Origin of the sequence: Pseudomonas sp. ADAK7 (assembly GCF_012935675.1) — a bacterium.
GTDB lineage: Bacteria > Pseudomonadota > Gammaproteobacteria > Pseudomonadales > Pseudomonadaceae > Aquipseudomonas.
This window is the reverse complement of the sequence record NZ_CP052861.1, coordinates 5,800,368-5,816,531: the sequence shown is the minus strand read 5'-3', so window position 1 is coordinate 5,816,531 and position 16,164 is coordinate 5,800,368. Positions and strand designations below refer to the sequence as shown.

Annotated in this window: 14 protein-coding genes; 4 read left to right on the top strand and 10 right to left on the bottom strand. The window is 60.5% G+C overall.

Annotated elements, in window-relative coordinates; all coding sequences use genetic code 11:
- Positions 1-174: 174 nt before the first annotated feature.
- The 4 genes from guaA to HKK53_RS26790 all read right to left on the bottom strand — a co-directional run bounded on the left by guaA (position 175) and on the right by HKK53_RS26790 (position 5,010).
- Positions 175-1,752 carry a glutamine-hydrolyzing GMP synthase gene (gene guaA / locus HKK53_RS26805; protein WP_074873964.1) on the bottom strand — a complete coding sequence of 526 codons (1,578 nt, stop codon included), beginning with the start codon at positions 1,750-1,752 and terminating at the stop codon, positions 175-177.
- Positions 1,753-1,851: 99 nt separating this feature from the next.
- Positions 1,852-3,321, bottom strand: a complete 1,470-nt coding sequence (guaB, locus tag HKK53_RS26800; RefSeq protein ID WP_133840191.1) for an IMP dehydrogenase — start codon at positions 3,319-3,321, stop codon at positions 1,852-1,854.
- 210 nt (positions 3,322-3,531) lie between these two features.
- Positions 3,532-4,080 (bottom strand): sugar ABC transporter ATPase, encoded by a 549-nt coding sequence (locus HKK53_RS26795; RefSeq protein WP_169373247.1) that lies wholly within the window; start codon positions 4,078-4,080, stop codon positions 3,532-3,534.
- Positions 4,081-4,242: 162 nt separating this feature from the next.
- Positions 4,243-5,010 (bottom strand): sulfite exporter TauE/SafE family protein, encoded by a 768-nt coding sequence (locus HKK53_RS26790; RefSeq protein WP_169373246.1) that lies wholly within the window; start codon positions 5,008-5,010, stop codon positions 4,243-4,245.
- A 102-nt stretch (positions 5,011-5,112) separates the two neighbouring features.
- Between HKK53_RS26790 and HKK53_RS26785 the strand changes: the two genes are divergently transcribed.
- From HKK53_RS26785 to HKK53_RS26775, 3 genes are all read left to right on the top strand, one after another.
- Positions 5,113-5,997 carry a LysR family transcriptional regulator gene (locus tag HKK53_RS26785; protein ID WP_169373245.1) on the top strand — a complete coding sequence of 295 codons (885 nt, stop codon included), beginning with the start codon at positions 5,113-5,115 and terminating at the stop codon, positions 5,995-5,997.
- Positions 5,998-6,065: 68 nt separating this feature from the next.
- A complete protein-coding gene (gene xseA, locus HKK53_RS26780) occupies positions 6,066-7,445 on the top strand; it encodes an exodeoxyribonuclease VII large subunit (protein ID WP_169374297.1) in 1,380 nt (459 codons plus the stop codon).
- A gap of 3 nt (positions 7,446-7,448) precedes the next feature.
- Positions 7,449-8,270 carry a M23 family metallopeptidase gene (locus tag HKK53_RS26775; protein WP_169373244.1) on the top strand — a complete coding sequence of 274 codons (822 nt, stop codon included), beginning with the start codon at positions 7,449-7,451 and terminating at the stop codon, positions 8,268-8,270.
- Here HKK53_RS26775 and HKK53_RS26770 read toward each other — a convergent pair.
- Positions 8,248-8,562, bottom strand: a complete 315-nt coding sequence (locus HKK53_RS26770; protein ID WP_169368745.1) for a hypothetical protein — start codon at positions 8,560-8,562, stop codon at positions 8,248-8,250. The genes HKK53_RS26775 and HKK53_RS26770 overlap by 23 nt on opposite strands.
- A gap of 166 nt (positions 8,563-8,728) precedes the next feature.
- On the opposite strand from HKK53_RS26770, the gene leuA reads away from it, so the two are divergent.
- A complete protein-coding gene (gene leuA / locus HKK53_RS26765) occupies positions 8,729-10,411 on the top strand; it encodes a 2-isopropylmalate synthase (RefSeq protein ID WP_054045357.1) in 1,683 nt (560 codons plus the stop codon).
- A 190-nt stretch (positions 10,412-10,601) separates the two neighbouring features.
- Here leuA and HKK53_RS26755 read toward each other — a convergent pair whose 3' ends face one another.
- From HKK53_RS26755 to HKK53_RS26735, 5 genes are all read right to left on the bottom strand, one after another.
- A complete protein-coding gene (locus HKK53_RS26755) occupies positions 10,602-11,393 on the bottom strand; it encodes an amidohydrolase (RefSeq protein ID WP_123509369.1) in 792 nt (263 codons plus the stop codon).
- Positions 11,381-12,529 carry a pyridoxal phosphate-dependent aminotransferase gene (locus HKK53_RS26750; RefSeq protein WP_169373243.1) on the bottom strand — a complete coding sequence of 383 codons (1,149 nt, stop codon included), beginning with the start codon at positions 12,527-12,529 and terminating at the stop codon, positions 11,381-11,383. Before HKK53_RS26750 ends, HKK53_RS26755 begins: the two co-directional genes overlap by 13 nt.
- A 235-nt stretch (positions 12,530-12,764) precedes the next feature.
- Entirely contained in the window at positions 12,765-14,234 is a 1,470-nt protein-coding gene (gene der / locus HKK53_RS26745) for a ribosome biogenesis GTPase Der (protein WP_008147761.1), read from the bottom strand.
- 140 nt (positions 14,235-14,374) lie between these two features.
- On the bottom strand, positions 14,375-15,526 hold the full coding sequence (gene bamB / locus HKK53_RS26740; RefSeq protein WP_169373242.1) for an outer membrane protein assembly factor BamB: 1,152 nt from the start codon (positions 15,524-15,526) through the stop codon (positions 14,375-14,377).
- The gene (locus tag HKK53_RS26735) at positions 15,519-16,160 is read right to left on the bottom strand and encodes a tetratricopeptide repeat protein (RefSeq protein ID WP_169373241.1); all 642 of its coding nucleotides are present in this window, start codon (positions 16,158-16,160) and stop codon (positions 15,519-15,521) included. Before HKK53_RS26735 ends, bamB begins: the two co-directional genes overlap by 8 nt.
- Between the last annotated feature and the right edge of the window lie 4 nt (positions 16,161-16,164).

The following is a 16,164-nucleotide window of genomic DNA, read 5'->3' as shown; positions in this document are numbered from 1 at the left end:
ACCTACGCCAGCCTTTGCCGTTCATTGAAAACCACAGCTCTTGCTTCGTAGCTTTCCCCCAGAAACAAAAATGCCAGTCAGCATAACTGACTGGCATTGGCTAACCCCCTTCCCTGCGCTCCTCCGAATCTAGCGCTGCACGCTAGTCAGTGCCGATCAGGGCCGGGCGTCCAATCACTCCCACTCAATCGTCGCCGGCGGCTTGCTCGACACGTCATAAGTAACGCGGGAGATGCCTTCGATTTCATTGATGATACGGCCGCTGACGGTTTCCAGCAGTTCGTAAGGCAGGTGCGCCCAACGCGCGGTCATGAAGTCGATGGTTTCCACGGCACGCAGGGCCACGACCCAGGCGTAACGACGGCCGTCGCCTACCACGCCAACCGATTTCACTGGCTGGAACACCACGAACGCCTGGCTGACTTTGTGGTACCAGTCGGCCTTGCGCAGTTCTTCGATGAAGATGTGGTCGGCGCGACGCAGCAGGTCGGCGTATTCCTTCTTCACTTCACCGAGGATCCGCACGCCCAGGCCCGGGCCCGGGAATGGGTGACGGTAGACCATGTCGTACGGCAGGCCGAGTTCCAGGCCCAGGCGACGGACTTCATCCTTGAACAGTTCGCGCAGCGGCTCGACCAGTTTCAGGTTCATTTCTTCCGGCAAGCCACCCACGTTGTGGTGCGACTTGATCACGTGAGCCTTGCCGCTCTTGGCGCCAGCCGACTCGATCACGTCCGGGTAGATGGTGCCTTGGGCGAGGTACTTGATGTTGTCCAGTTTATTGGACTGGGCATCGAAGACGTCGATGAAGGTACGGCCGATGATCTTGCGCTTCTTCTCTGGATCGCTTTCGCCAGCCAGGTTGTCGAGGAACTGATCTTCAGCGTTGGCGCGGATCACCTTGACGCCCATGTTCTCGGCGAACATGGCCATCACTTGCTCGCCTTCGTGCAGACGCAGCAGGCCGTTGTCGACGAAGACGCAGGTCAGCTGGTCGCCAATGGCTTTGTGCAGCAGCGCGGCAACGACTGAGGAGTCCACACCGCCGGACAGGCCGAGCAGTACGTTGTCGGTGCCGACCTGGGCGCGGATGTTGGCGATAGCGTCTTCGGCGATTTTCGACGGCGTCCACAGGGCTTCGCAGCCGCAGATGTCGAGGATGAAGCGCGACAGGATGCGACCGCCCTGCTTGGTGTGGGTCACTTCCGGGTGGAACTGCACGCCGTAGTAGCCGCGAGCGTCGTCGAACATGCCGGCAATCGGGCAGCTCGGGGTGCTGGCGAGGATGTGGAAGTCCTGCGGCATCTTGGTGACTTTGTCACCGTGGCTCATCCACACGTCGAGGCCGAACAGGCCGTCAGCGTCGATGTGGTCTTCGATGCCGTCGAGCAGGCGGCTCTTGCCGACTACGTCAACGCGGGCATAACCGAACTCACGCAGCTCGGAACCTTCGACCTTGCCACCCAGCTGTTCAGCCATGGTCTGCATGCCGTAGCAGATACCGAAGACCGGTACGCCCAGGTCAAACACCGCTTGCGGGCAGCGCGGGCTGTCGGCGACGTGCACGGACTCGGGGCCGCCGGCGAGAATGACGCCTTTTGGAGCGAATTCGCGAATCGCTTCGTCGTCCATGTCGAACGGATGCAGTTCGCAGTACACGCCGATTTCACGCACGCGGCGGGCAATCAGCTGGGTGTACTGGGAACCGAAGTCGAGGATCAGGATGCGGTGGGCGTGAATGTCGAGGGCCATGATTCAGTCTCGTCTAAGTAATTCAGAAACAGTCGTGATTCAGAAACAACTCGGGGCTGAATAAAACAGCCCCGGTTACTTAACTTATTGCTGGAAGCCTCAACCTACGCGGTAGTTTGGCGCTTCCTTGGTGATTTGTACGTCGTGCACGTGAGACTCGGCCATGCCAGCGCCGGTGATCCGCACGAACTCAGGCTTGGTGCGCATTTCTTCGATGTCGGCACTGCCGGTGTAGCCCATCGAGGAACGCAGGCCGCCCATCAGTTGATGGATGATGGCGCTCAGGGTGCCCTTGTACGGAACACGCCCTTCGATGCCTTCCGGAACGAGTTTCTCGGCGCCTGCCGAGGAGTCCTGGAAGTAACGATCGGAGGAACCTTGAGCCTGAGACATGGCGCCCAGCGAACCCATGCCGCGGTAAGCCTTGTACGAACGACCCTGGAACAGTTCGATCTCGCCCGGCGCTTCTTCAGTACCGGCGAACATCGAGCCCATCATCACGCAGGAAGCACCGGCAACGATGGCCTTGGACAGGTCACCGGAGAAACGGATGCCGCCGTCGGCGATCAACGGCACGCCACTGCCTTCAAGGGCGGCGGCGACGTTGGCGATGGCACTGATTTGCGGGACGCCGACACCGGCGACGATGCGGGTGGTGCAGATCGAGCCAGGGCCGATACCGACCTTGACCGCGTCGGCGCCAGCTTCGACCAGGGCCTTGGCGGCAGCGCCGGTGGCAATGTTGCCGCCGATGACCTGCACGTCAGGGAAATTCTGTTTGACCCAGCGAACGCGGTCGATCACACCTTTGGAGTGACCGTGGGCGGTGTCGACCACCACCACGTCAACGCCGGCAGCAACCAGTGCCGAAACACGTTCGCCAGTGTCTTTACCGGTGCCGACCGCAGCGCCAACGCGCAGACGACCTTGATCGTCCTTGCTGGCCAGCGGGTAAGCCTTGGCTTTTTCGATGTCGTTGACGGTCATCATGCCTTTGAGGGCAAACTTGTCGTCGACGATCAGCACGCGTTCGATGCGGTTTTTGTGCAACAACTCGCGAACGTCGTTCTTGTCGGCGCCTTCCTTGACCGTGACCAGACGCTCTTTAGGCGTCATCACTTCACGGACGGTGGCGTCCAGACGGTTTTCGAAACGTACATCGCGGGAAGTGACGATGCCGACCAGGTCGCCATCGTGCAAAACCGGAACGCCGGAGATGTTGTGCATGCGGGTCAGTTCGAACAGTTCACGCACCGTGGCGTCAGCCTCGATGGTGATCGGGTCCTTGACCACGCCGGCTTCGTAACGCTTGACCTTGCGCACTTCGGCAGCTTGCTGCTCGATGGTCATGTTCTTGTGGATGATGCCGATGCCACCTTCCTGAGCCATGGCAATTGCCAGACGGGCTTCAGTAACGGTGTCCATGGCGGCAGAAACCAGAGGAATATTCAGCTCGATGCCACGGGTTAGGCGGGTCTTGAGACTGACTTCGTTAGGAAGCACCTCGGAATAACCGGGCACTAGGAGAATGTCGTCGAATGTCAGAGCTTCTTGGCTGATACGCAGCATCGCGGGGGCTCCCGAGCGGGAAAATGGAAGCGCGCCATTATAGTCAGACACCCCCTCGGGTTCAATGTAAAACTCTGTCTATTATCGACACGGTCGATCGACGGGTATTTCACGCCAAAAACCTGTAGGAGCGAGGCTTGCCCGCGAAGGCGTCTTCACGGGCGCTAAAAGCTTCGCGGGCAAGCCTCGCTCCTACGGTTTCGGTTTCGGTTACAGCTCGACTTTCACCAGGCTGACAGGCTGGTCAAGCCAATCGGCAAATTCGTCGATAAAGCTCTGCTTGAACCCCGCCTCGGCCCAGTTGTTGAAGATGAAGCCGAGGTTGGAAAAGCCGCATTCCTGCAGGAACAGAAACCCGTTGATGTCATCTTCATGCCCGCACTCGGGGCAGGTGAAGTTGTCGGTGCGGCCCGGCATCCACTCTTCCAGGCTTTCGAACAGCGCTTCGCCGACTTCCTTGCGGCACTCGGCGCATCCCGCCTCTTCCAGGAAACCCTTGGCCGGCGTGTAGATGCAGCGTTTGGTGATGATTTCCAGGCCATTGACCGGTTCGCCGAACGGCAGCGCTTCAGGGTGCAGGACCACGGCCCGGGCGCCATCCGCCAGCGCGTAACCCATGCGATTGCCGGTACGCCCGCAGGTGGTCAGCTCTTCCTTGACGATATTCTTGCGCACCAGCCAACGCACGACCGCCCGGGCCCGGGGTTCGTGTACCGGCAGTGTGGAAATTTTCGGGACGATGATGCTTTGGGAATTCATGGTGCAAGCCTACTGCGTCAAATGGGGAGTTTTGCGGCGTGGCGGGTGGCGCCTTCGCGGGCAAGCCTCGCTCCTACAGGTTTCGCGCAGATCCTTGTAGGAGCGAGGCTTGCCCGCGAAGACGTCAGAACGGCCGGCAGCTTAATCCCTGACACACTCAGGTCAAGTACTCAAATACCGCCCGATCAAAGCAATCCCGCTGGCCAGCACCAACCAGGTCACCAGCCGCACGAACGCCTCCCGGGACAGCTTCATCGTCAATCGTCGGCCGATCCACAACCCCAGCGCCATGGCCGGCAACAAGCACACGGCCAATACCAATAAGGGTAGCTCGGCATACACCCCGGCGACGGCAAACAGACTCAAACGCACCACGGTGCTGCAACTGATCAGCGCACTCTGGGTCGCCCGGGCCGCGTCCTTGGGCAAGCGACTGTTCAGATAGATCGCATATAAAAAGCCACCGCTGCCAAACAACGCCCCAAACATCCCGCCCACCGTGCCCATCGGCACCGCCCAACCCGCTGACAATTGCGTCGACCGGGTTTTGACCCACAGGCTATAAACCGCATAGGTGCTGATAAACAGGCCCATCAATAGCAGTAACAGGTCGGAATGGAGATTCAGCAGGAAGATCACCCCCAGCGTGCAGCCCACCGCCATGCACGGCAGCAATCGCAACAGCTCGGGCCTGGCCACATCCCGTCGCGAGGGCAGCAGATTGCCGAAGGCCGCGACGAAATCCAGCAGCACCAGCAACGGCACGATTTTCGACAACGGCATAAACAGGATCAGGATCGGCCCCGCCACCAGTGCGGTACCGAAACCGGCGATGCCAAACACGATGTACGCCAGGGCAATGCCCAGCCCGATCACCAGCCAATCCGTTGCGCCGAACGGCCATTGGCTCAACAACTCAAGCACATTCATTTGCAGGGTTTTTCCTTGAAGACCTGTGATGACTTTAGCCAGCGTCGAGCCTTGCGACTAATATCTTCAAAGTCACCCACCCATCTCGAAAAGGCATGCCTTGTGCTTTCAACCCGCCAACTACGTTATTTCGTGGAAATCGCCGAGTGCGGCAGTTTCAGCGCTGCGGCCGAACGCCTGTTTATCGCGCAGTCCGCCCTGAGCCGGCAAATCAAGGACATGGAAACCCGTCTGCAAACGCCGCTATTCGAACGCACCGCGCGCCAACCTCGCCTGACAGCCGCGGGCGAAGCGTTTTTGCCCCGCGCCAGAAACCTGTTGAATGAGCTGACCAAGGCCAGCGAGATGGCGACCCAGGTCGGCAACGGCCAGCTCGGTATTTTGCGCCTGAGCCATTCCAGCACCGTGCCGATGAGCGGTCGGCTGCTACGCGGCATCAGTGCTTATCTGGATCAACACGCTGGTGTGTCCATGGACATCGTCAAACTGTCGTCCGAAGCGCAACTCGAAGAGCTGGCCGAAGGTCGCCTGGATGTTGGTTTGCTGCGCTTGCCGGTGCTGCGCCAGCGTGAAGGGGTGCAGATTGTGCCTTTATATAGCGAGCGTTTACTGCTCGCCGTGCCACCCAATCATCGGCTGGCTGTGGATAACTCGGGACAAGGCATCGATCTGGCGCAGTTGAAGGGTGAAGCATTTATCTCGATTCCTCATCCGCAACGCGGCGGCCTGAGCTATCTGTCCGCCGAGTTGTGCATGCGCCAGGGCTTTTTTCCCAAGGCCGCGCGCGTGGTGTCGCGCAAAACCACGCAACTGCAATTGATCCAGGCCGGGTTCGGCATTGCCTTGTTGCCGGAGTCGATGCAGGACATCGCCCCGGCCGATATCCACTTCCTGCCGCTGGCCGACCCGGATTGCCACAGCACCGTCGCCCTCGCCTGCCGGCAAAATCCCACCGCATTGGTCCAACAATTCACCCAATCCCTGTAGGAGCTGACGAAGGCTGCGCCTACCGGGGATCGTGCATTCCCCTGAAGAATGCCTTTATCATGCGCCCCATGATTAAAGATCCCTTTGCAAGACTCGGCCTGGACCGTGAAGTCCTGACTGTCAGCCAGCTCAACGGCCGCGCGCGGGTGTTGCTGGAAGACGTGTTCAGCAATATCTGGGTCGAAGGCGAAATCTCCAACCTCGCCCGCCCGGCGTCCGGCCATGTGTATTTCACCCTCAAGGACAGCGGCGCCCAGGTGCGTTGCGCGTTGTTTCGGCAGAACGCGGCCAAGGTTCGCCAAGCGTTGAAGGATGGCCTGGCGGTCAAGGTGCGGGGCAAGGTCTCGCTGTTTGAGGGTCGTGGCGACTATCAGTTGATCCTCGACACCGTAGAGCCGGCCGGTGACGGCGCCCTGCGCCTGGCCTTCGATGCGTTGAAGGAAAAGCTCAGCGCCGAAGGCTTGTTCAGTGCCGAGCGCAAAGTACCGCTGCCGGCCCATCCGCAACGCATCGGCATCATCAGCTCGCCGACCGGCGCAGTGATCCGCGACATCATCAGCGTGTTCCGCCGTCGGGCGCCGCAGGTGCAATTGACGCTGATCCCGACCGCCGTACAAGGTCGCGAAGCCACCGCACAGATTGTCCGTGCACTGAAACTGGCCGACGCCCGCGGCTTCGACGCATTGATCCTGGCCCGTGGTGGCGGTTCGCTGGAAGACCTCTGGTGTTTCAACGAAGAAGCCGTGGCCCGCGCCGTGGATGCCTGCGTGACGCCGATTGTCAGCGCCGTCGGCCATGAAACCGACGTGTCGATCAGCGACTTCGTGGCCGACGTTCGCGCGCCGACACCCTCTGCCGCCGCCGAACTGCTGGCGCCTGACTCCAGCGATTTGGTGCGCCGGGTCGAAAGCCTGCATCGACGCCTGGTGATGCGCATTCGTGACCGCTTGATGCGCGATCGCCTGCGCCTGGAAGGCATGTCCCGCCGTTTGCGTCATCCCGGTGAACGCCTGCGTCAGCAAGCGCAACGTCTGGACGATCTGGACATGCGCCTGCGTCGCGCGTTTGAACGCAACCTCAATACCCGTCGCGAACGCCTGATCCGCCTGGAAACCCGCCTCGCCGGGCAACATCCGGGACGGCAACTGGCAATGCTGCGCCAACGCCTCGACAGCCTCGCCGAACGCCTGCCCCGCTCGATGCGCGAAGGCCTCAAGGCCCGGCGCCTGCAACTGCAAAGTCAGATGCAGACGCTGCATGTGGTCAGCCCGCTGGCGACCCTTGGCCGTGGCTACAGCATTTTGCTGGACGAGCGCGGCAACGCGATTCGCAATGCCGCCCAGACCCACCCCGGCCAGCGCCTGAACGCCCGGCTCGGCGAAGGCGAGTTGCAAGTGCGTGTCGAAGACAATCACCTGACGCCTGTCACCCTTTCTTTACTGGATTGATCCATGCCGCGTTTCTTAGCTCCGCTGTTCCTGCTGTGCCTGACCTTCAACGCCCACGCCGACAGCTACATCACTCGCCAGCTGAACAAACCGGTGCCGGGCGGCGTGGCGGTCGTGGACCTGGGCACGTCCGCCCAGGCGCCGAAAGCCACGTATCAGGGCAAACCGGTGCTGGTGGTCAAGGAACAGAGCAATTGGCTGGCCATAGTCGGTGTGCCGTTGACGGTCAAACCGGGCACCCAGCAAGTGAGCAGTGGTGGCCGCAATCTGAGCTTCACCGTCGGCAACAAGAAATACCCGGAACAACGCATCACGCTGAAGAACACGCAACAGGTCAATCCAAACCCGGAGAACCTGAAGCGCATCGAAGGCGAACTGGCCGAGCAGATCCAGGCGTATCGCAGCTTCAGCCCCGTCACCCCGAGCAACCTGCTGCTGGACAAACCGGTCAACGGGCCGCTGTCGAGCAAGTTTGGCGTGCGTCGGTTCTTTAACGGTGAAGAGCGCAATCCACATGCCGGCCTGGACTTCGCAGTGCCAGCGGGCACGCCGATCAAGACCCCGGCGGCGGGCAAGGTGATTTTGACTGGTAACTACTTCTTTAACGGCAACACGGTGTTTGTCGACCATGGCCAAGGCTTTATCAGCATGTTCTGTCACATGTCGAAAATTGATGTGAAGGTCGGGCAGCAATTGGCCCGTGGTGGCGTGGTGGGCAAGGTCGGTTCGACGGGTCGGGCGACCGGGCCGCATATGCACTGGAACGTCAGCCTGAATGATGCGCGGGTGGATCCGGCGATTTTTATTGGGGCGTTTCAGCCTTAAAAAAGTCGCTGGTGCTACCGGCTTCTTCGCGGGCAAGCCTCGCTCCTACAGGTTCGCGGTGACCGCGAATCAGCACACAACCTTTAGGAGCGAGGCTTGCCCGCGAAGGCGGAATCACAGGCACCCCATCACCAACCTTCAATTGCGCATCCCACAAACCCTGCGCAAACATCAAAACAATCGCCCCATATCCCAGCAATAAAATCTCGCCAATCCCGCCTTTTCGAGTATTCCTCTCAATTTTTTTCGACTGCTTGCCAACCTCAACCCCGGCGGTTAGGGTTGAAGACATGAAAACCTCTCACACCCTCATTCAGCTTCGCCAGCACCGCAGCCTGTGCCTCGTCAGCGCACGACTGCCAGGCTGAATCGCGGTGCCTCGCCTTACACGTTTTCCCAACAACTTTTGATCCACCGGCAGGCCGCCTTTTTTCGGCCCACACAATAAGGATTTCCCGATGAGCATGCTCAAAGACCCGTCTTCGAAATACCGCGCGTTCCCGACCATCGATATCCCGGACCGCACTTGGCCGTCGAAGACCATCACCGCCGCGCCGATCTGGTGCAGCTCCGATCTTCGCGACGGCAACCAGTCGCTGATCGAGCCAATGGACGCGGTGAAAAAGCTGCGTTTCTGGAAAACCCTGGTGCAGGTCGGCGTGAAAGAAATCGAAGCGTCGTTCCCGGCCGCTTCGCAAACCGACTTCGACTTTGTGCGCACCCTCATCGAAGACGGCCACATCCCGGACGACACCACCATTCAGGTGCTGACCCAGGGCCGTGAAGACTTGATCGAGCGCACCTTCGAATCCCTGCGCGGGGCGAAGAAAGCCATCGTTCACCTGTACAACGCGACCTCCCCTTCTTTCCGCCGCATTGTCTTCAACCAGGACAAGGACGGGATCAAGGCCATCGCCGTGAACGCCGCCAAGCTGTTCGTCAAATACGCCGCCCAGCAGCCGGACACCGAGTGGACCTTCGAGTACTCGCCGGAAACCTTCAGCGCCACCGAACTCGAATTCGCCAAGGAAGTGTGCGATGCAGTGATCGAAGTCTGGAACCCGACACCTGAGCACAAGGTGATCCTCAACCTGCCGGCCACCGTCGAATGCGCGACCCCGAACATCTACGCCGACCAGATCGAATGGTTCGGCCGTCACATCAACCGTCGTGACAGCGTGATCATCAGCCTGCACACCCACAACGACCGTGGCACCGGCGTAGCCGCCACCGAACTGGGCCTGATGGCCGGCGCCGACCGTGTCGAAGGCTGCCTGTTCGGCAACGGCGAGCGCACTGGTAACGTTGACCTGGTGACCGTGGCATTGAACCTCTACACCCAGGGCATTCACCCTGAGCTGGACTTCTCCGACATCGACGGCGTGCGCAAAGTCGTCGAAGAGTGCAACCAGATCCAGGTGCACCCGCGTCACCCGTACGTCGGCGACCTGGTTCACACCGCGTTCTCCGGCTCGCACCAGGACGCTATCCGCAAAGGCTTCGCCCAGCAGAAACCGGACACCCTGTGGGAAGTGCCGTACTTGCCGATCGACCCGGCCGACATCGGCCGCAGCTACGAGGCGGTGATCCGCGTCAACAGCCAGTCGGGCAAGGGCGGTATCGCTTACCTGCTGGAACAGGAATACGGCATCAGCTTGCCGCGTCGCATGCAGATCGAGTTCAGCCAGGTTGTACAGCGTGAAACCGATCGCCTCGGCCTGGAAATGACCGCCCAGCAAATCCACGCGCTGCTGCACAGCGAGTACTTGCAGGCCAACACCCCGTACGCGCTGGTCAGCCATCGCTTGCAGGAAGAGAACGGCAACAGCTCGGTGGAAGTGGAAGTCTCGGGCAAGGGCCAGGGCGAAACCAACCTGCACTGGCGCGGCAAGGGCAACGGCGCCCTGGAAGCACTGGTAGCCGGTCTGCCGATCCCGGTGGAAATCATGGACTACAACGAACACGCCATCGGCGCGGGCACCAATGCCAAGGCGGCGGCCTACATTGAACTGCGAGTTGAAGGTCAGCGTGCGGTGCACGGCGTGGGCATTGATGAAAACATCACCACCGCCAGCTTCAAGGCACTGTTCAGCGCGCTGAACCGTTCGTTGAGCCAGCCGGAAGCGAAAGAAGCGGCATAAGCGTTCGCGGAAATGCAAAAGGCCCCAAGGTGAAAACCTTGGGGCCTTTTTGTTGATCGTTCCCACGCTCCGCGTGGGAATGCCTCAAGGGACGCTCTGCGTTCCAGCTCCCGAATGGGACGCGGAGCGTCCCGGGCTGCATTCCCACGCGGAGCGTGGGAACGATCAGTTAGAGCGTGGTAGCGATCGGTTAGGTGAACTCGAAGGTATCGGCATCCAGATTCGCCGGAAACCGCGTGCGATAGGCCGCCAGTTCCGCCGCATCCAGCACCACCTGAAACACGCCATCCGCCTCGCCAGCGCTGAGCAATGTCTCACCCTGGAAGTCCAGCACCTGACTGTCGCCGGTATACGCAAAGCCCTTGCCGTCGGTGCCAATCCGGTTCACCGCCGCCACGTAACACAGGTTCTCGATGGCCCGGGCCGGCAGCAAACGGTTCCAGTGCTGACGCCGCGCACCCGGCCAGTTGGCGGTGTACAGCAGCAAATCGGTGTCCTGAGCATCACGGCTCCAGACCGGGAAGCGCAGGTCGTAGCAAATCAGTGGCCGAATCCGCCAACCCTTGAGTTCGAACTGCACCTGACGCTCGCCGGGGGTGTAGTGGTTGTGCTCGCCGGCCATGCGGAACAGGTGGCGCTTGTCGTAATGCAACACCTCGCCGTCCGGCCGCGCCCAAAGCAGGCGATTGCGGTGACTGCCATCGGCGGCCTGCACAATCACGCTACCGGTGATCACCGCCTCAAGCTTGGCCGCCTGAACCCGCAGCCATTTGCTGGTCGGACCGTTTTCCGCTTCGGCGAGCGTCTCGGACTCCATGGAAAACCCGGTGGTAAACATCTCCGGCAGGATAATCAAATCCGCGCCGCGGGCCTGCTCCAGCAATTGCTCGAAATGCTCCAGGTTGGCCTGGCGATCGTGCCAGGCCAGGGTGGTCTGGATCAGCGCGATGTTCAGGTTGGGCAATGCACTCAGATCACGCATAGTTTTTCCGCTGCTTCACGCAGGGTCTCCTCGCGTTTGGCGAAGCACAAGCGCACCAGGCGCTGGCCTTCGGGCGGGTTCTGGTAGAACACCGAGATCGGGATGCTCGCCACGCCGTGTTCGCGGGTCATCCACAGGGCCATCTCGACATCGTTGAGGTCCGGGCGGATCTGCGAATAATCGACCAATTGGAAATAGGTGCCGGTGACACGGGTCAAGCTGAAGCGCGACGGTGCCAGCAGGTCGCAGAACAGATCGCGCTTGGCCTGGTAGAAACCTGGCAGTTCTTCGACGTGTTCCGGGTGTTCGGCCATGAAGTCGGCCAGGGCAAACTGCAGCGGGGTCACGCCGCAGAAACTGACGTACTGGTGAACCTTGCGCAGTTCCGCCGTGAGGGCTGGCGGTGCGACCACGTAGCCGGTTTTCCAGCCAGTGACGTGATAGGTTTTTCCGAAGGAGCTGACCACGAACGCGCGCTGATACAGCTCTTCGTGATTGAGTACGCTGACGTGGGGCACGCCGTCAAACACCAGATGTTCGTAGACTTCATCGCTGACAAGGTAGATGTCGCGATCACGAATCAGATCCGCCAATTGATCCAGCTCGGCACGGCTGATCAGTGCGCCACTTGGATTGTGCGGCGAATTGATCACGATCATCCGCGTACGCGGCGTGATGGCCTCTGCGAGCTTCTGGAAGTCGATGGAAAAGTCATCCAGCCCGAGCTGCACGTGGACGCAACGGCCACCGGCCAGCTGCACCGACGGCTCGTAGCTGTCGTAGCACGGGTCGAAGACGATCACTTCGTCGCCGCTGTGGATAACCGCCTGAATCGCACAGAAGATCGCTTGAGTCGCGCCCGGGGTGACCGTCACTTCAAGGTCAGCATCCACGTTGACGCCGTAGCTGCGGGCAATCTTCGCTGAAATCTGCTGGCGCAACGCCGGCAGGCCGGTCATCGGCGAATATTGGTTGTGACCTTGGGCAATGTGCCGGCCGACCGCATCGCACAACGCCTGGGGAGCATCGAAATCGGGAAACCCCTGGGACAGGTTGATCGCCCCGGTCTGCGCTGCGAGCTGAGACATCTGAGTGAAGATAGTGATGCCGACATTCGGCAGCTTACTGGTGATCATCGGTGGTTCCCTGCTCTACACCCGGCTCTAACGGCGGCGCGGGAGAGCCCGAGGATAGCCCATACGGCGCCCATAAAAAAAGGGCACCCATTGGGCGCCCTCTCTATATTGATCGTTCCCACGCTCTGCGTGGGAATGCAGCCATGGACGCTCTGCGTCCAACGCGTATGTGGCGCAGAGCGTCACGGGATGCATTCCCACGCGGAGCGTGGGAACGATCAGGTACTCACCTGAATCAGCGCTTATCGCGGCGCTTTTTGTCGGCTTTCTTGTGGTGCGACATCATGCGGCGTTTCTTGTTGACCTGACGGTCGGTCAGCGAAGTCTTATTACCTTCGTACGGGTTCTCGCCGCCCTTGAACTCGATGCGGATCGGCGTACCGACCAGCTTCAAGACACGACGGTAAGTGTTTTCCAGATAGCGCACGTAAGACTTCGGCACCTTCTCGATCTGGTTACCGTGAATCACGATGATCGGCGGGTTGGCACCACCCAAGTGGGCATAACGCAGCTTGATCCGGCGGTTGTTGACCATCGGCGGCGCGTGCTCACCCACCGCATCTTCCAGAATGGTGGTCAGGCGGTTGGTTGGCCAGCGAGTGACCGCAGACTTGAACGAGTTCTGTACGGAGGCGTAGAGGTTGCCCACGCCCGTGCCGTGCAGGGCCGAGATGAAGTGGATGTCGGCGTAGTCAACGAAGAACAGCCGACGTTGCAGCTCGACTTTCACGAAGTCGCGCTCGCTCGGCGTCATGCCGTCCCACTTGTTGATCGCGATCACCAGCGCACGACCCGACTCAATGGCGAAGCCCAGCAGGTTAAGATCGTGATCGACCACGCCTTCGCGGGCGTCCATCACAAAGATCACCACGTTGGCGTCTTTGATCGCTTGCAGGGTTTTGACCACGGAGAATTTTTCAACTTCTTCGTGGATCTTGCCGCGCTTGCGCACACCGGCGGTGTCGATCAGCGTGTACTTTTCGTCGTTACGTTCGAACGGGATGTAGATACTGTCGCGGGTGGTGCCGGGCTCGTCATACACGATGACACGGTCTTCACCGAGCATGCGGTTGACCAGGGTCGACTTGCCGACGTTCGGGCGGCCGATGATGGCGATCTTGATCCCGTCTTTTTCGCTTGGACCAGGAATGCGCTTGGCTTCCTCGCCTTCGGCCACGATCTCTTCTTCGCCTTCTTCCAGCTCGTCATCGTCTTTCGGGAAGTCGCTGAGGGCGATTTCCAGCATCTGGGTGATGCCACGACCGTGGGCACCTGCGATCGGGATCGCGTGGCCCATGCCCAACGGGGCGAACTCGGCGCGGGCCATTTCAGGGTCGATGTTGTCGACCTTGTTGGCAACCACGTAGGAACGCTTGTTACGTTTGCGCAAATGCTCGGCGATCATCTGGTCGGCGGCGGTGAAACCGGCCTTGGCATCTACCAGGAACAGAACGACATCGGCTTCTTCAATGGCCAGCAGCGACTGCTCGGCCATTTTTTCGTCCATACCGTGCTCGTCACCGGAGATACCGCCGGTGTCGACCAGAATGTAGGAACGCCCTTGCCACTTGGCCTCACCGTATTGGCGATCACGGGTCAGACCGGACAAGTCGCCGACGATGGCGTCGCGAGTCCTGGTCAGGCGGTTGAACAAGGTGGATTTGCCGACGTTCGGTCGGCCCACCAGGGCGATTACGGGAACCATGCGGCTCTCCACTTCGTTAATTCAGAAAATACAAAAGCCGCTGCGAGGCAGCGGCTGGTGCTCGGGGCAGCGCTTGAAGGCGCCGCAAGCCTTGCAGAACAAGGCCGCCTGGGGGTTAAACCCCAAGCATAGTCAAATCTTTACTTAATGGTCAGGGCTTCCAGTTTGCCACTGTTGCCATACACATAAATCGTGTCACCCACCACCAGCGGACGGGCGCGCAGGCCGTCGCTGTCGATGCGCTCGCGGCCGACGAAACGACCGTCCACCTGGCTCAGCAGGTGCAGGTAGCCTTCCATGTCGCCGACTGCAACGTAGCTGGAGAACACTTCCGGAGCCGACAGTTGACGGCGAGCCAGCGAATCGTTGCTCCACAAGGCTGTGGTGGAACGTTCGTCGACGCCTTCAACGGTGCCCGAAGACAGGCTCACGTAGACGCTGCCAAAACCCTGGGCGACGCCGGCATAGCTGGAAGCATCACGCTGCCAGAGCTGACGACCGCTTTGCAGGTCCAGTGCCGCAACGCGACCCTGGTAGCTGGCGACGTACAGAGTTTCGCCGGACAGCAGCAGACCGCCGTCGATATCGACTACGCGCTCCAGTTCCGAACGACCCTGTGGGATCGCAACCCGTTGTTCCCACACCGGCACGCCGTTGGAAATATCGAGAGCAACCACTTTACCGGTCGACAGGCCAGCCACCGCGAGGCGGTTGGTGACGACTGGCGCACTGGTGCCGCGCAGGGTCAGGACCGCTGGCGTGCTGTCATACAACCAGCGCTGGGTGCCGGTAGCCGCGTCCAGGCCGATCAGACGATCGTCCTGAGTCTGAACCACCACAACGTCGCCGTTGTTGGCCGGCGGTGCGAGGACTTCGCTGGTCACGCGAGCGCGCCATTTCTCTTCGCCGTTGGTCGCGTCCAGGGCAACGATTTCACCCTTGAGCGTACCGATCGTGAGCAGACCGTAACCCACGCCAACGGCGCCGGAAACTGGCAAGTCGAGATCTTTCTTCCATTTGACGTCGCCATTGCTGCGATCCATCGCCACGACTTCACCCGTGACGTCGGCGGCATAGATGGTATCGCCATCGATGGCCGGCACCAGCATGTTGTAGGTTTCGCCCTGACCGTCACCGATCGAACGACTCCACTGCTTGTGCAGAACCACTTCTTCTTTGAAGTCGGTCAACTCGGCCGGCGGCAATTCTTTTTTGCTGTTGCTGCTGCAACCCGCGGCCAGAACGGCCAGAGCCAGCAATGCTGCATGTTTCCAACGGATCACGTCACGCATCCCCTTTGGCCAGGTCGTCCAGCTTGATTTGTAGGCCACCGACTGCCGCTTCATCCGACAGTGCTGCCTTGGCTTTTTGATACGCCGTGTTCGCTTCATCGGTACGACCCAACTGCACCAGCAGGTCGCCCTTGAGTTCTTCGCGAGTGGCCAGGAACGACTTGTCGGCATCGCCTTCAAGCAGTTTCAGGGCGTCCTCGACCTTGTTCTGTGCAGCCAGAACCTGGGCCAGACGCTGACGGGCGATTTCGCCCAGCGCCGGGTTGGCCGGTTTGTCAGCAATGGCTTTCAGCTCACTGGCCGCGTCGTCCAGCTTGCCGCTGTCGACCGCGACTTTCGCGACGAACAGGCTGCCGTATTGCGCGTAAGCAGAACCGCCGAACTCACTGTTGAGCTTGCCGGCCAGGTCCGCAACACGGGCTGCGTCAGGCTTGCCGTCAGGCGTCAGCGTGGTTTCCAGCAGTTGCTGATAGAGAATCGAGGCGCCTTGCGACTGATTGCTCTGATACTTGTGAAAGGCCTGCCAGCCGAACACGATGACCAGCGCCAACAGGCCGCCAGTGACCAGGGGCTTGCCGTTACGTGTCCACCAGTCTTTCAAATCCGCCAGTTGTTCGTCTTCGGTACTCGACACCCCA

Bases quoted from the DNA above. Each gene is read 5' to 3' on its own strand.
- HKK53_RS26790 (WP_169373246.1), bottom strand. From the start codon at position 5,010: ATGAATGTGCTTGAGTTGTTGAGCCAATGGCCGTTCGGCGCAACGGAT.
- HKK53_RS26795 (WP_169373247.1), bottom strand. From the start codon at position 4,080: ATGAATTCCCAAAGCATCATCGTCCCGAAAATTTCCACACTGCCGGTA.
- HKK53_RS26775 (WP_169373244.1), top strand. From the start codon at position 7,449: ATGCCGCGTTTCTTAGCTCCGCTGTTCCTGCTGTGCCTGACCTTCAAC.
- der (WP_008147761.1), bottom strand. From the start codon at position 14,234: ATGGTTCCCGTAATCGCCCTGGTGGGCCGACCGAACGTCGGCAAATCC.
- xseA (WP_169374297.1), top strand. From the start codon at position 6,066: ATGATTAAAGATCCCTTTGCAAGACTCGGCCTGGACCGTGAAGTCCTG.
- bamB (WP_169373242.1), bottom strand. From the start codon at position 15,526: ATGCGTGACGTGATCCGTTGGAAACATGCAGCATTGCTGGCTCTGGCC.
- guaB (WP_133840191.1), bottom strand. From the start codon at position 3,321: ATGCTGCGTATCAGCCAAGAAGCTCTGACATTCGACGACATTCTCCTA.
- leuA (WP_054045357.1), top strand. From the start codon at position 8,729: ATGAGCATGCTCAAAGACCCGTCTTCGAAATACCGCGCGTTCCCGACC.
- guaA (WP_074873964.1), bottom strand. From the start codon at position 1,752: ATGGCCCTCGACATTCACGCCCACCGCATCCTGATCCTCGACTTCGGT.
- HKK53_RS26755 (WP_123509369.1), bottom strand. From the start codon at position 11,393: ATGCGTGATCTGAGTGCATTGCCCAACCTGAACATCGCGCTGATCCAG.
- HKK53_RS26770 (WP_169368745.1), bottom strand. From the start codon at position 8,562: ATGTCTTCAACCCTAACCGCCGGGGTTGAGGTTGGCAAGCAGTCGAAA.
- HKK53_RS26750 (WP_169373243.1), bottom strand. From the start codon at position 12,529: ATGATCACCAGTAAGCTGCCGAATGTCGGCATCACTATCTTCACTCAG.